We start from the raw sequence: 13379 nt of genomic DNA on the forward strand, positions 1-13379 counted from the left end.
AATGATGAGCGTAGCAAGAGCCATTCGTGCTGATATTGCTGGGGGGCCTTGACCGGATTGAGTTAGCTTTCCATGGTACTCATTTTCAAATTCATCCCAGGGAATCAGGTGACCCAATTTTACCCAGCGGTTGTCTGGGGACAATCTGCCGCCAAAAGGTAGCTCAAATTCTAAAACAAGTTGCTTCTCATTGTGCCTGTACATAAATTTTTAACCTCAAAGTGCAAGGCTTTTTCAAAAACCAGCCTGTTATCATTGCAGTTCAGGCACAAAACATATCACGTTTCGTATCTGTTTTCAGTGGAATAGATATTATTCAGCAACCTCTAGGTAATAGGTAAATAGTGAATAGGGAATTTGCGTCGCCCTAAAAGCTCATGCGTAACCAGCTTTCAAGGTGGCACACCTTGCCGCCGGAGGCTTTTTCAGGCTCTGAATAGTTACAGATGGAATAGTGCGCAGGGAGCAGGGAATAGAGAACGGGGAAGAGGGAAGGTCGGCAGGGTGGAGAGGTTCAGGGCTTTCCGGGGCGCGGGATGACGCCCAGGAGCTGGCCTGCGTATTTGAGCAGGAGCTTTGCGTCGTAGAGGGGGCCGGAGGAGACGGTGTAGACCGTTTCGGCGGCGTAGAGTTCGTCTTCACCGGGGCGGGGCCCGAAGTGGAGCATGGCCTCGGTGATGAGGCCCCCTTTGCCCGTGAGGGTGATATGCCGCCAGTCCTCGGGCAGGGACCGGATGGCGTCGGTGGTGCGGGGCCCCAGGCCCACAAGCCGCATCCGGCCCCGGACCACATGGATGAGGCCGGGGAGAAAGACAAGGAAAAAATGCCACCACCGGGCTTCCCAGGTGGCCGGATCGGGTCCTTTGGCTTCGCAGGTGGCAAAGGCAAAGGTGTGCCAGTGGGTTTCATCGGCAAGGGTGGGCAGGCTGACCACGTTGAGGTGCGGAAGGCAGGGGCCTTTCCTGAACAGGGAGAGGGCGCTGAGGGTGGTGATGAGAAGGGGAGAGAAGACCACCAGCAGGAAGACGCCCGTTATTCGGGACCCCAGCCTTGCAAGGCGGTGCCGGAGTTCGTTTTCAGCCAGGTTGCCGATGATAAAGGCATCGGTGACGGTAAGCTCCGAGCCGATGGAGGTGTTGACCAGGCAGTTTTTGTCCACCACGGAGCCCTCCAGGGAGAGGTCCTTTCCGATGTAGCTCATGGGAAGGACCACGGAATCCCGGATACACGTCTTTTCATCCACCACGCAGCCCTTTCCCAGCACCGCGTAGGGGCCGATGTCCGCCAGTTTCCCGATGCGGCACCCTTCATCCAGGTAGACCGGCGGGGTGATGCGTGCCGTGGGGTGGATCCCCACGTCCCGGGAGAGCCAGATTTTTTCTTCTACCTCCCGGGCCGTGTGCATGAGGTGTGGCACACCCCGGTCCAGGATGGTGCGTGTGGCGTGCAGGAGGGTGGTGGGGTCCCGGACCGTCAGGGTTGCCGGGAGCTCCTCTTCCATGGCCCCTGCGTTGATCAGGGCCGCCTCAAGGTCGGTGGCATCGGCTGTGGCTTCCACCGCCGGGCAATGGCCGGAAGAAATCACCGCCCACCCGGACCAGCGCGTCTCTCCGGAGCCGTTGTCCTCCATGAGGAGCCGGGACGAGTCAACGGACATGCCCAGGTTCTCCACCAGGGGGAGGACCTCACCGTCGGCCAGGACCAGGGGGGTCTCCCTGTGGGAGGCCAGGGCATTGGCCAGGGGGCGGAAGGGGCGCTCGGGGTCCCGTACGAGATGGTACCGGAACCGGCACCCCCATCGCTCCCCGGTGCCGAAAAACGCCTCCACCTTTTCCGGCAGGTGGCACAGGATAAAGTCTATCTCGGTGGCCCCCCACCGCACCAGGCACTCCACCCCATGCTGGAGGAAGGGCCGGTCGAGAAGCGGCAGCATGGACGCGCCCAGCCGCTCCGAGAGCACGGGGGCCTGGTCCACACCCCTTGTTGCCAGAAGGAGGACTTTCATTTCAATACGCCCCCCTTCCGAAAAGGACCGCGGGGATGGTTTTCAGAAGGATCTTCAGGTCGGTTCTGATGCTTCGGCTCTCGATGTACTGAAGGTCGAGTTCCACCTGGCGTTCAAAGGGGATGTCCCCCCGGCCGCTCACGGCCCAGATGCTGGTCAGGCCCGGGGTGACATCCAGGCGTCGCCGGTCGGCAAGGGTGTAGAGGGCGACTTCCCGGGGCAACGGGGGCCTGGGGCCCACAAGGGACATCTCTCCTTTGAGGACGCACCAGAGCTGGGGAAGTTCATCGATGCTGAGCTTCCGGATGACCCTGCCGATGCCGGTAACCCTGGGGTCTTTTTTCATTTTAAAGGTGATGCTCTCCTCGTGGTCGCTTTGCTCTAAGATCGCATCCTTGACGGTGTCTGCGCCCACCATCATGGAGCGGAATTTGGGGAAGGGAAACTCCCGGCCCCATTTTCCCACCCGTTTTTGCCAGTAAAGAACCGGGCCCCTGTCCGTGAACCAGATGCCTGCGGCAACCACCAGGAAGAGGGGAGAGAGCAGGAGCAGGGCGGCAAGGGATGCCAGGATATCGAAGCTGCGCTTGATGGCCCAGGCCCCTCCTGTGATGGCAACCCAGGCGTACTTTTTCCGGAAAAAGCGCAGGCGCATGCGAAGGGTCCCTTTCCCGTAGAGGCCGTAGAGCTCTTCGATGAGTTCGGTGCGCCGGCCGTCGATGTCCAGGGGGGCTTGCATGGGGTCACGCCTGCCTGATGGCTTCGTCGCGGTTTTCAAAGATGTCGATGATCCGGTGGATGCGTACCAGTTCGAAGACGGCTCGCACGGTTTTCTGGAGGCCGCACACCTTTAAGTCCCCCTCGTTGGCGTTGAGCTGGCGCAGGCAGGAGAGGATGGAACCGCAGCCCGAGCTGTCAAGGAACCGGACGGTCTCCAGGTTGAGGACAAGGGTGGATCCGGGGGTGATCAGGGGGGTGATGGCTTCCCTGAATTCACGGGTGTTCCCGGCGTCCAGGGAGTCGGCCAGGATGTCCACCACGACAATGTCATTGATGGGTTCGGAATGGATTTTCATGGGGGCCCTTCTTTTGGTTTGTGTAGAGGTGTCTCTTATTTTTCCATCACCAGCCGAAATCCGATGCCGGCGTTGCGGTTGCATTCGGTGACGAAGAGGCGGTTGGCCGACCGGCAGTCCCGGTCGTCGCTGCTCCAGCTTCCGCCCCGGATGATCTTGAAATCGCCCGTTGGCGGCCCTGAGGGGTCGGTGCGGGGCTGGTCTCCGTATGGTCCCTCCCAGTCCAGGCACCACTCCCAGATGTTGCCGTGCATGTCGTAGAGGCCCCAGCTGTTCTTGGCTTTTTGCCCCACTTCTTGGAGACGCGTATTGGAGTTGCCGATATACCAGCCCATGCGGTCCAGGTTGGTGTCGTAGGCGCAGGCAAGCTCCAGCAGGGGGCCGTTGGAGAACGCCTCCTGGCTTCCCGCCCGGCAGGCGTATTCCCACTCTGCTTCCGTGGGGAGCCGGAAAAAGCCTTCCGCATCTTCCATGGCGTTGAGCCTCCGGACAAACTCCATGACATCCGTCCAGCAGACACGGTTGACCGGGCAGTCGGCTCCACACTCCTTGTAGTAGGAGGGGTTGGTCTCCATGAGGGTGTCCCACTGTCCCTGGGTCACCTCCGTGACCTGCATGTAATATCCCCGGCTCAGCGTGACCTGGTGGGGCGTCTCATCGGAGTCGCGTCCCGGCTCGTTTCTGGGACTTCCCATGGTGAAGGTCCCCGGGGGGATCCAGGCAAAGCCCATGCCGGGCAGGGGGCCTGTGTGTTGACCGGCCGGTTCAGGCCCCCTGGAGGCCTTGGCCTCTGAAGGAACCTCCGCGGGGCCTTGCGCGTCCGGGATGTCCGGCTGGGCCTTGGGGCCGGTTGCCACCACTGGCTGGGGGGCCTTCTTGGCGTAAAAGGCGATGAGGCGGGTGTGCTGGTGACGCCTGTGGCGCTCGTCGGGCCCATTTTCAGGGCTGGCGGCCTCCCCCGTGCCGTAGATTTCGTAAAAGCCGTGGGGGGTGTTGACAAGGTAGTGTTCGATAAAGCGCCGGGGGAAGTGGGCCCGCCTGGCAGAGAGCGCCAGGTTCTCTTTTTCGGTGCCCGGAGCCGAAGCGCTGCCGATGCTGATGAACAGGAGGGGCCGCCCCTTGCTCTCCCGCGCCAGGAAATCGAGGAAGCGCACCAGGCGCCGATGCTGGAGGCTGTCTTCGGCAAACGTATCGGCGCCGGTGTCATAAAAAAGGGTGAGCTCCCCGGTGCCCTGGCGTGTTGCTGTTTTTTCCATGAGGTTCAGGATGCGTTCGGCCACGATGAGGTTCTCCCGGATGAGGCGTTTGGTCTCCGGGATTTTTTGGGCGTCTTTTATATCCGCCAGGTGCTCCATGGCGCTGTTGTGATGGTTGCATAAAAGGGCGGCAAGCTTCCGGGCCTGCTCTTCGGAGGCATGGCCCAGGAAGGTCCCTTCGGGCATGCCGACGGCCTCAAGGATTTCCTGTTCGGAAAGGGGCAGCGGGGCGTCGGCCCGGAGGCACACCGGGGCCCAGAGAATCATCAAAAGCAGCAAGGCGGCGACCTTTGCCTGTGGCCGGGGGCGAGGGGTCATGGCAGAAAGATGCAGAGGTTGGTGTGGTTTCCTTCCCCGCTCGGGAGATAGTGAAACTCATCCACCACCTCGGAGACGATAAAGAGCCCGAATCCCCCTTCCTGGGATCCGTCGAAGAGGGGGGGCGGGACATGGGCCGGATCAAAGGGGGCTCCGTGGTCAAAGAAATGGACGCAGATGCGGTCCGGTGACACCGTCGCCCGGATGACGATGCGGTGTCCGTTGTTTCCCTTGTACGCATGCTTGATGATGTTGGCCGCCACCTCGTTGGCGGCCAGCTCCATGCGATCCACGGGATCGTCGGCGATGCCGGCGAAGACCTCCCTGAGAAAGTGGCGCACGTCCGAAAGGACGCTCAGGTCGCTTGTGACGTCAAGGTGTTTCTCTTTGATGGGCTGTCCCGTTCCAGGCATCGCGTCTCATTTTCGTGTGGCGGTCTGATGGGTGTAAGGGCGGTTGTCCGAGGCTCCGTGGCCTTTTACTATAGCTCCGCCCTTTGCTTTACACAACAGGCATATAGCCCTGGTGAAAGCCTATGACAGGGGTGGTCCGGTCGGTGGGTGGCCGTTCGGCCTTTTTTGAAAAGCACCGGTGTGATTCTCTTTGTAAGGCCCTTTTACGCAAGCGGGAGCGGTCTGGAGAGCAAAGGGTCCGGGCAGTGAGCAGGGGCCGGCATGTGACGTACAAAGGGCGTGATGTTGACGTTGCCGAAAAGGGCGACGTCTGTTGCGTTTCTGCGGGCAACGGGTATGGGATCTTTCAGAGTGGATGATGACGGGTTGATAAACGAATGTCTTTATATTACTGGTAAATTCTTCATAAATCAACCTTGCAGTACACGTCATCACTGCATTTTCCTTTAGAGCACCGAAGGTGTGCGGGCGAGCCCTCCGGGCGGTCCCAAGGCGATTTCGTCCGGGGGGTGTCACAGGACCGATTCCTTTGAAAGGGCGGCGCGGTTTTAACACTGGGAGGAAAAAATTGTTTATAACATGTTTAAATAATATGGTTTGGGACGTTGTGGATCTGCGATTCGAGGACGTGTGGGCGTAGTAAGTGCTTGTGTAGATACGTGTCGGTGTGTAGAATACGTATTCTAAAAGTGGTACGTATTGATACTCTACCTGATTGAGCCCTTCACACGGGGCATCCACTGCCGCCCCAGGCATGCGGTCTTCGATGCCAACGGCAAAAAGGCCCAAGGGCTCACACACGACCACACATGAACAATTCCTTGATTCCATGCAGGGTTTTCAGTCTCCCGCCGCGTTTGAGCTGCACAGTGCCAGCGGGGAGAGCGCCCTGCCCTTCAGCGGTGCACGGAGTGTCTGCCCGAGCCCTGAGCTTTCCCTCGCCCGTTGGAACATAACGAACCATTCACGTTAGGGACCACGCATATGACACTGAATATTCTTGGACTGGATATCGGCTCCGTATCGGCCACCGCCGTTGAGATGACCCCCGACAGGCAGATCGTGAAGAAGGTGAGCCTGCAGCACAAAGGCGAGATGAAATCCGCCGTTGAGACTCTTCTCGGGAGCTTTTCCCAGAGCCGCATCGGAGCGGTGGCCGCCACGGATACCACCCCGTCGCTGATCAAGGCGTCCCGTCGTTACGACGGTCGTATCAGCCTGATTCATGCGGTAAAGCACCTCCACCCCGAGGTCCGGAACGTGCTGTCCGTGGGGGGCGAGCAGTTTGCCCTCATCCGCTTTGACGATGAGGGCAATTACGTGGACACCCGTGCCAATACTTCCTGCGCCGCCGGTACGGGGAGTTTTCTTGACCAGCAGGCGGGTCGGCTCAACCTCTCCGGTATTGAGGAGCTCTCCCGTATCGCCGAAGAGAGCAACGGGGATTACCCTGAGATCGCATCCCGGTGTGCCGTGTTTGCCAAAACCGACCTCATCCACGCCCAGCAGGAAGGCTACTCCCTGCCCGAGATCTGTGACGGCCTCTGCCACGGCCTGGCCAAAAACATTGCCGATACCGTGTTTGCCTCGCGGGAGCAGCGGGACCCCGTGCTTTTTGTGGGGGGCGTGGCCCTGAACCGGGCGGTGTCCGGCCACCTGGAGACCATTGCCGGGGTACCCTTTGTCACCGATGAGATGGCCTTGTATTACGGTGCCGTGGGCGTGGCCCTGGAGTTTCTGGGCGAGGGGGCCATGGCATCCGATGCGGTGCCGGTTCCCATTCCTGAAGGCATCCTTCAGGACGAAACCTTCACCAAGGAGTACCACTACCCGCCCCTGGAACTCCATCTGTCGGAGTACCCGGATTTCGCCAGTGTCTCAAGCTACGATCTGCCCTTTGATCACGACGGCCTGAAGAGCTTCGTGGAGGTGGATGTCTATGAGACGCCACAGGAGAGCGTGCTTCCCGTGACCCTGGGCATCGACATCGGCTCCACCAGCACCAAGGCGGTGGTGGTGGACGAGGCAAAGCGGGTTATTGCCGGGTTTTACACCCGCACCTCGGGGCGTCCCGTGGACGCTGTTTCCGGCATTTTTGAAGCGGTGGAAGAGGTGGAAGAAAGGCTCGGGGTTGCCTTTGCCTGGAAGGGGGCCGGTACCACGGGCTCGGGCCGGAAGTTCATCGGCCGCATCGTGGGGGCGGACCTTGCCTTAGACGAGATCACCGCCCACGCCCGGGCTGCCTGCGAACTGAACCCCGATGTGGACACCATCATCGAGATCGGGGGCCAGGACGCCAAGTTTACCACCTTGAAAAACGGGATGGTGACCTCTTCGGTGATGAACAACGTCTGCGCCGCGGGCACCGGCAGTTTCATTGAAGAGCAGGCCCTGAAGCTGGGCTGTGATGTGCGGTCGTATTCCCGGCGGACCCTGGGGGTGCGGGCCCCCATGAGCAGCGATCGCTGCACGGTCTTTATGGAGCGGGACATCAACCACTACCTGGCCTGCGGTTTTTCCGTGGACGAGGTGCTGGCATCGGCCCTGCACTCGGTGCGGGAAAACTACCTGATCAAGGTGGCGGACGAAGGGCGCATCGGGGACGTGGTCTTTTTCCAAGGGGCCACGGCCAAGAACAAGGCCCTGGTGGCGGCCTTTGAGCAGCGCCTGAACAAGAAGATCCTGGTTTCCAGGTTCTGCCACCTCACAGGGGCCCTGGGAACGGCCCTGACCCTTCTGGACGAAGGGGCACCAACCACCACCTTCAGGGGGACCGGGCTCCACCGCCAGCATATTGCCGTGACCTCCGAGGTGTGCAGCCTCTGCAACAACCGGTGCAAGATCTCCGTGGCCGATGTGGCCGGGGAGAAGGTGGCGTATGGCTTTCTCTGCGGACGCGACTACGAGTCCACCTCCTTTGTGAGCAGCAACACGGCGGGGTTTGACCTGCTCAAGGCGCGCCGGAAACTCCTTCGCCAGGAGACGCCGACCTCGTATCGGCACGCCGAGGTGGTGGGGATTCCGGCGGCCCTGCACCTGCGTGAAGACCTCCCGTTCTGGAAACGGTTTTTTTCCCTTCTGTCCATCAGGACGGTGACCAGCGAAGGGTTTAAATCGGCGGTGAAGGAGGGCAAGAACCTCACCGGCGCCGAATTCTGCGCGCCCATGACGGCCCTTCACGGCCATGTCTCCCACCTCGTGGACAAAGCGGATTTTATTTTCCTGCCCTACTACATCGAAAACAAGAACCCGGAAAAGGGGGGCAGGCGCCAGTACTGTTACTACACCCAGTTTTCACCGGCGGTGCTCTCGGCCTCGGCCCTGGGGGGAAAGGCCCAGCTGCTCACCCCCACCCTGAAGTATATCTACTCCGGGGTCCATACCCGGTATCAGCTCTACCGCATGATGAAGCAGGTGACGAAAAAGCCCATCAGCTTTTTTGAGGTCTCCACGGCCTACAACAGGGCCAGCGAGTTCATGCAGACCGCGGAGAAAAAGCTGAAAGGGCTCTATGAAAAAGAGTTCGCACCGAAGGAAAACCTTTCGGCCGTGCTTCTCGGGCGGCCCTACACGGTGCTCTCCTCCCACGCCAACAACCGGATCCCCGAGATCCTTGCCGAACGGGGGGTAAAGTCCTTTTACCAGGACATGTTGCCCAAGGGAGACCCGGCCAAGATCCGGCCCATGCTCGATGAGCTGCACTGGAACTACGCGGCAAAAATCCTGGAGGCAGCGGAAACGGCCGCAGGAATCCCCGGGCTCTATCCGGTGTTCATCACCTCGTTTAAGTGCGCCCCGGACTCGTTTATCATCGATGCCTTTAAAAAGGTGATGGAGGCCAACAACAAGCCGTACCTGATTCTGGAGCTCGACGAACACGACTCCAGCGTGGGATACGAAACCCGCATCGAGGCGGCCATTCGATCATTTCGAAACCATTACAACCAGGCCGGAAAAAAGGCGACGGGCGACTACTCCATGGTAAACCCGGAGCTCACCAGGGAGGTGCGCAACAAGAACGTGGTGATCCCCAACTGGGATGCCATCACCTGCAGGCTCCTGGCCGAGAACCTGAAGCGGGAAGGCTACACCACCTACCTCATCCAGGAGACCCCGACAACCATTCAAAAAAGTTTAAAATTCAACACGGGTCAGTGCATTCCGGTGAACGCCATCGCCCAGGGCTTCATCGAGTGCATGGAGGAGAACCATCTGGATCCGGCCAACACCGTGCTCTGGATGTCCCACTCGGAGCTGGCCTGCAACATCAAGCTCTACCCCCACTTTATCAAGAGTCATCTCAAGGCCCATGGCGGCGGCATGGAAAAGGCAGGGGTTTTTGTGGGGGAACTCTCCTTTATCGATATCTCCATCCGTGCCGGAGTCACCACGTATTTTGCCTATCTGTTCGGGGGGCTCCTTCGAAAGATGATCTGCAGGGTCCGGCCCTACGAGGTGGTGCCGGGAACCACGGACAGGGTGGCCGAGCGGTCCATGGAGATCCTCTGCGACGCCATGGCCGGGTACCGCACCAAAGAGAGCGCCGTCATTCAGGTGACGGAGCTTTTTGCCGGTATCGAGACCCGGGCGGAAGAGCGCATCAAGGTGGCTATCTTCGGGGACCTGTACGTGCGGGACAACAAGGTGATGAACCAGGACTTGATCCGGGTGATCGAAGCGCATGGGGGCGAGGCCATTACCACTCCCTACAACGAATACGCCAAGATGATCGCTGAAAAATACTTCAAGAAGTGGTTTGCCGAAGGGAAATACATGAACGTTATCTCGTACAAACCCCTGCTGGCGGCCATGAACACCCTGGAGCGGCGGTATTTAAGGCACTTTGAGCGGGTGCTTCCCGACGTGCGCCATACCTACGGTGATGACCCTGAAAAGATCCTGGCCCGGTACAACCTCTCCATGGAGAACACCGGGGAGTCCATGGACAACATCTTGAAGGTCCACTACATCAAGAAACACTACCCGGATGTGGGCCTCTTCGTCCAGACGAGCCCTGCGTTCTGCTGCGCCTCCCTTGTCACCGAGGCCATGACTGAAACCATTGAGGCCGTCACCGGCGTGCCCGTGGTCTGCGTCACCTACGACGGCACCGGGGGCAACAAGAACCGGCAGATCATTCCCTACCTGAAGTACCCGAGGAAAGCCGAAGGCACGGTCCGTGAGCGGGTCAGTGCCTGATAAAGAGAAATACAGTCACCTGCGATAAATAAAACAAGGCCACCGAGTACCCCTGACGGGGCACGCGGCGGCCTTGTTTTTTGTCGGTGTTACTATTCAGATCCAAAAGCAGCCTCCGGCGGCAAGGTGTGCCACCTTGAAAGCAGGTTGCGGATGCGCTTTGCCCCTCGTCCCTCGGGTCAAAGCACATCCGCCTTTAAAACCACATTCATTCAAGCCGTTTTTTTTAGACCTGTTTGTTAAACTTCTTGAACGTTTAGCCCCCGGCAGGGCCGCCGGAGGCATAAGCTGAATAGTTTTGATTTTTTGTTGCCCCGAAAGCTCCCCAGGGCTATTTTCCCTTAGCCCTTAGCCCTTAGCCCTTAGCCCTTAGCCCTTAGCCCTTAGCCCTTCTTCCCCGCTTTCCCCACACGTTTTCTGAGCTTACGCCCCTTCGGCGTTGCGCCGCTCTTTTTGGCCTGGTGCACAGGGGTGCTCATCTTTTTTTTCTTTTTTTCCACGGAAAACCCGAATTTTCCAAGCTTTCTTCCCAGGCCGTGGTACTGGCCGTGGGAGTAGCAGATGGGGTTGGACTGGTCGAGGTGAAAGGCCCCGGTCTCCTCGTCCAGGTAGCGGGTGTCGGCCATGACGTTGACCACCTCGCTGATGAACATGTCGTGGGAGCCAAGGGGAACGATCTCTTTGACCCGGCATTCGATGTGCAAGGGGGCCTCGGAGATGATGGGGGCATTTACCTTTTCCGCTTTGCCGGGGGTGAGTCCCATCTCTTTAAATTTGTTGAATTTTTTTCCGGATCGGACCCCGCACCAGTCCGTGGCCTTTGCCAGCTCTTCGGTGGTGACGTTGATGACGTACTCGCCGGTGCGTTTTAAAATGTCATAGGAGTGGCGGTTGGGCCGTACCGAGATGTAGCACATGGGCGGGTCAGTGCAGATGGTTCCGGTCCAGGCGATGGTGATGATGTTGTGCTCCTCTTCCGTCTCACCGCAGCTGACCATTACGGCGGGAAGGGGGTAGATCATGGTGCCGGGTTTCCAGCTTACTTTGGCCATGGGGTTACCTCTGAGTGGGGGAAAGCGTCAAGCCTCCGGCGGCCCTGCCGGAGACCAAACTTTTGAAAAGTTTGACAAACAGGTCTTAGAGAAAATGCCCGTCTCTGCCGTTTTTTTGGGGGCATTTTGGCAACCGCATAGCCGCCCGGCGGGCCAGGGGGCTACGTCATTGCAACCGGAACGTTTTTGCGGCGCTTTTTTCAAAAAGCGACCCGCCGGAGGCATTTTTTTTCTACCTGTCGGACTTGCTCAGGTAATAGTCGTAGTCGCCTTCGTAGGGGATCATCTCGCCGTGGTCGATGGCAAAGACCCGGCTGACCAGGGCCCGCAGGAAGTGGCGGTCGTGGCTTACGAGGACGACGGTGCCCTTGAAGGCCTTGAGGGCGGAAAGGAGGACCTCCCGGGACTGGATGTCCAGGTGGTTGGTGGGCTCATCCAGGATCAGCAGGTTCAAAGGGCGCGCCAGAAGGGTGGCAAGGACCACCCGGCTTTTTTCACCGCCGGAGAGCATGTCGATTCTCTTGTCCACGTCGTCCCCGGAGAAGAGAAAGGCGGCGCAGAGGTTGCGGATGGTTCCGATGCCTGCGGTGGGCAGGGCATCCTGAACGGTATCGAAGACGCTTTTTTTCGGGTCGAGGATGTCCATGGCGTGCTGGCTGAAGTAACCGGCGTGGACACTGGCCCCGATGGTGAGGCTGCCTGCGGTGGCCTGGGTCTGGCCTGCCATGACCTTTAAAAAGGTGGATTTGCCGGCCCCGTTGACACCCACCACGGCGATTTTGTCCCCTCTGCGCACCATGCCCGAGATGCCACCGAAGACCGACTTTTCAGATCCGTCGTCGGCGGGCCACACCTTGCCCAGACTCTCCATGGCCACCACATCGTCCCCGGAGCGCGGGGGCTCTGCAAACTCAAACTTCATGCTGCGCTGCTCGGCCGGGAGTTCTATGCGTTCGATTTTCTCCAGCTTCTTGATACGGGACTGCACCTGGGCGGCATGGGAGACACGGGCTGCAAACCGGGCGATGAACTCTTCTTCCTTGGCCAGCATCTCCTGCTGGCGGCGGTAGCTTGCCATGAGCTGCTCGCGTCTGATCTCCCGTTCCTTCAGGTAAAAGTCGTAGTTGCCCCCGTAGGTGGTCAGGGTGCGATTGGCCACTTCCACGGTGCGTTTCACCACCCGGTTCATGAACTCCTGATCGTGGCAGGTCATGAGAAGGGCCCCTTTGAACTCTGCAATCAGCCAGTTTTCAAGCCAGACAATGGACTCCACGTCCAAATGGTTGGTGGGTTCGTCTAAAAGCAGCACATCCGGGTTGATGAGAAGGATCCCTGCCAGGGCGATGCGCATCTTCCAGCCCCCGCTGAAGGCCTCCACCGGACGGTGGTGGTCCGACGGCCCGATACCGAGCCCCGTGAGGATGGCCTGGGCACGGGGTTCCAGATCGTAACCTCCCCGGTTTTCAAATTCTTCCGCGGCATTTCCGTAGCGTTCCAGCAGGGCGGCCATGTCGTCGTCGTCCATGGGGGTGGCCATGGCCTCCTCCATCTGGGCGATGGACGCGGCAAGCTCGGAGATGTTCCCGGCAGCTGCCATGACTTCTTCGATGGCCGTGCGTCCGGACATCTCCCCGGTGCTCTGGGAGAAGTAGCCGATGGTGGTCTTTTTCCCGATGGAGATCTCTCCCCCGTCGGGCTCCTCCTCCCCTGTAATCAGGCGAAAAATGGTGGATTTACCTGCCCCGTTGGGACCCACCAGGCCCGTTCGGGAGCCGGAAAGGATCTGGAGACTCGCCCGGTCAAAGAGGATGTGGTTGCCGTGCTGCCGGGTGATGTTGGTTAAATGGATCATGGAAAGGGTCCGTTTTTAGTGTATCAGAAAGCCAGGACGAAAGGCAGGGCCGCCCACCGATCATGCCGGGATGATGCGTTATTTTCAAAGATGCGGAGCGTATCATGAAGCCCTGCATGAGGCAAGGGAGACGGGAGGCAGGTCATAGGTTACAGGTCATAGGTCATAGGGAAAACGTTGTTTTTCACTACCTATGGCCTGATTTGCC

At 59.4% G+C, this 13379-nt stretch carries 8 protein-coding genes and 1 pseudogene; 1 reads left to right on the plus strand and 8 read right to left on the minus strand.

Going from position 1 to position 13379, the window contains the following annotated elements; translation table 11 throughout:
• From BLQ12_RS27790 to BLQ12_RS12930, 6 genes and pseudogenes are all read right to left on the minus strand, one after another.
• Positions 1-204: pseudogene (locus tag BLQ12_RS27790) on the minus strand (IS5/IS1182 family transposase); the annotation flags it as partial.
• A 310-nt stretch (positions 205-514) separates the two neighbouring features.
• A complete protein-coding gene (locus BLQ12_RS12910; RefSeq protein ID WP_092211076.1) occupies positions 515-2005 on the minus strand; it encodes a glycosyltransferase in 1491 nt (496 codons plus the stop codon).
• A gap of 1 nt (position 2006) precedes the next feature.
• A complete protein-coding gene (locus BLQ12_RS12915) occupies positions 2007-2744 on the minus strand; it encodes a sugar transferase (protein ID WP_092211077.1) in 738 nt (245 codons plus the stop codon).
• Positions 2745-2748: 4 nt separating this feature from the next.
• Positions 2749-3081 carry an STAS domain-containing protein gene (locus tag BLQ12_RS12920; RefSeq protein ID WP_175469729.1) on the minus strand — a complete coding sequence of 111 codons (333 nt, stop codon included), beginning with the start codon at positions 3079-3081 and terminating at the stop codon, positions 2749-2751.
• Positions 3082-3116: 35 nt separating this feature from the next.
• A complete protein-coding gene (locus BLQ12_RS12925) occupies positions 3117-4616 on the minus strand; it encodes a formylglycine-generating enzyme family protein (RefSeq protein ID WP_175469731.1) in 1500 nt (499 codons plus the stop codon).
• Positions 4617-4651: 35 nt separating this feature from the next.
• Positions 4652-5068, minus strand: coding sequence for an ATP-binding protein (locus BLQ12_RS12930; protein ID WP_092211080.1), 417 nt, complete (start codon positions 5066-5068; stop codon positions 4652-4654).
• 984 nt (positions 5069-6052) lie between these two features.
• Between BLQ12_RS12930 and BLQ12_RS12935 the strand changes: the two genes are divergently transcribed.
• Positions 6053-10267, plus strand: coding sequence for an acyl-CoA dehydratase activase (locus BLQ12_RS12935; protein WP_092211081.1), 4215 nt, complete (start codon positions 6053-6055; stop codon positions 10265-10267).
• A gap of 383 nt (positions 10268-10650) precedes the next feature.
• Here BLQ12_RS12935 and BLQ12_RS12940 read toward each other — a convergent pair whose 3' ends face one another.
• Positions 10651-11319: a flavin reductase family protein gene (locus tag BLQ12_RS12940; RefSeq protein ID WP_092211082.1), complete on the minus strand. Its 669-nt coding sequence runs from the start codon at positions 11317-11319 to the stop codon at positions 10651-10653.
• Between the two features lie 232 nt (positions 11320-11551).
• Positions 11552-13171: an ABC-F family ATP-binding cassette domain-containing protein gene (locus BLQ12_RS12945; RefSeq protein ID WP_092211083.1), complete on the minus strand. Its 1620-nt coding sequence runs from the start codon at positions 13169-13171 to the stop codon at positions 11552-11554.
• Between the last annotated feature and the right edge of the window lie 208 nt (positions 13172-13379).

The sequence above is a fragment of the Desulfoluna spongiiphila genome, from assembly GCF_900101345.1.
Classification (GTDB): Bacteria; Desulfobacterota; Desulfobacteria; order Desulfobacterales; family Desulfolunaceae; genus Desulfoluna; species Desulfoluna spongiiphila.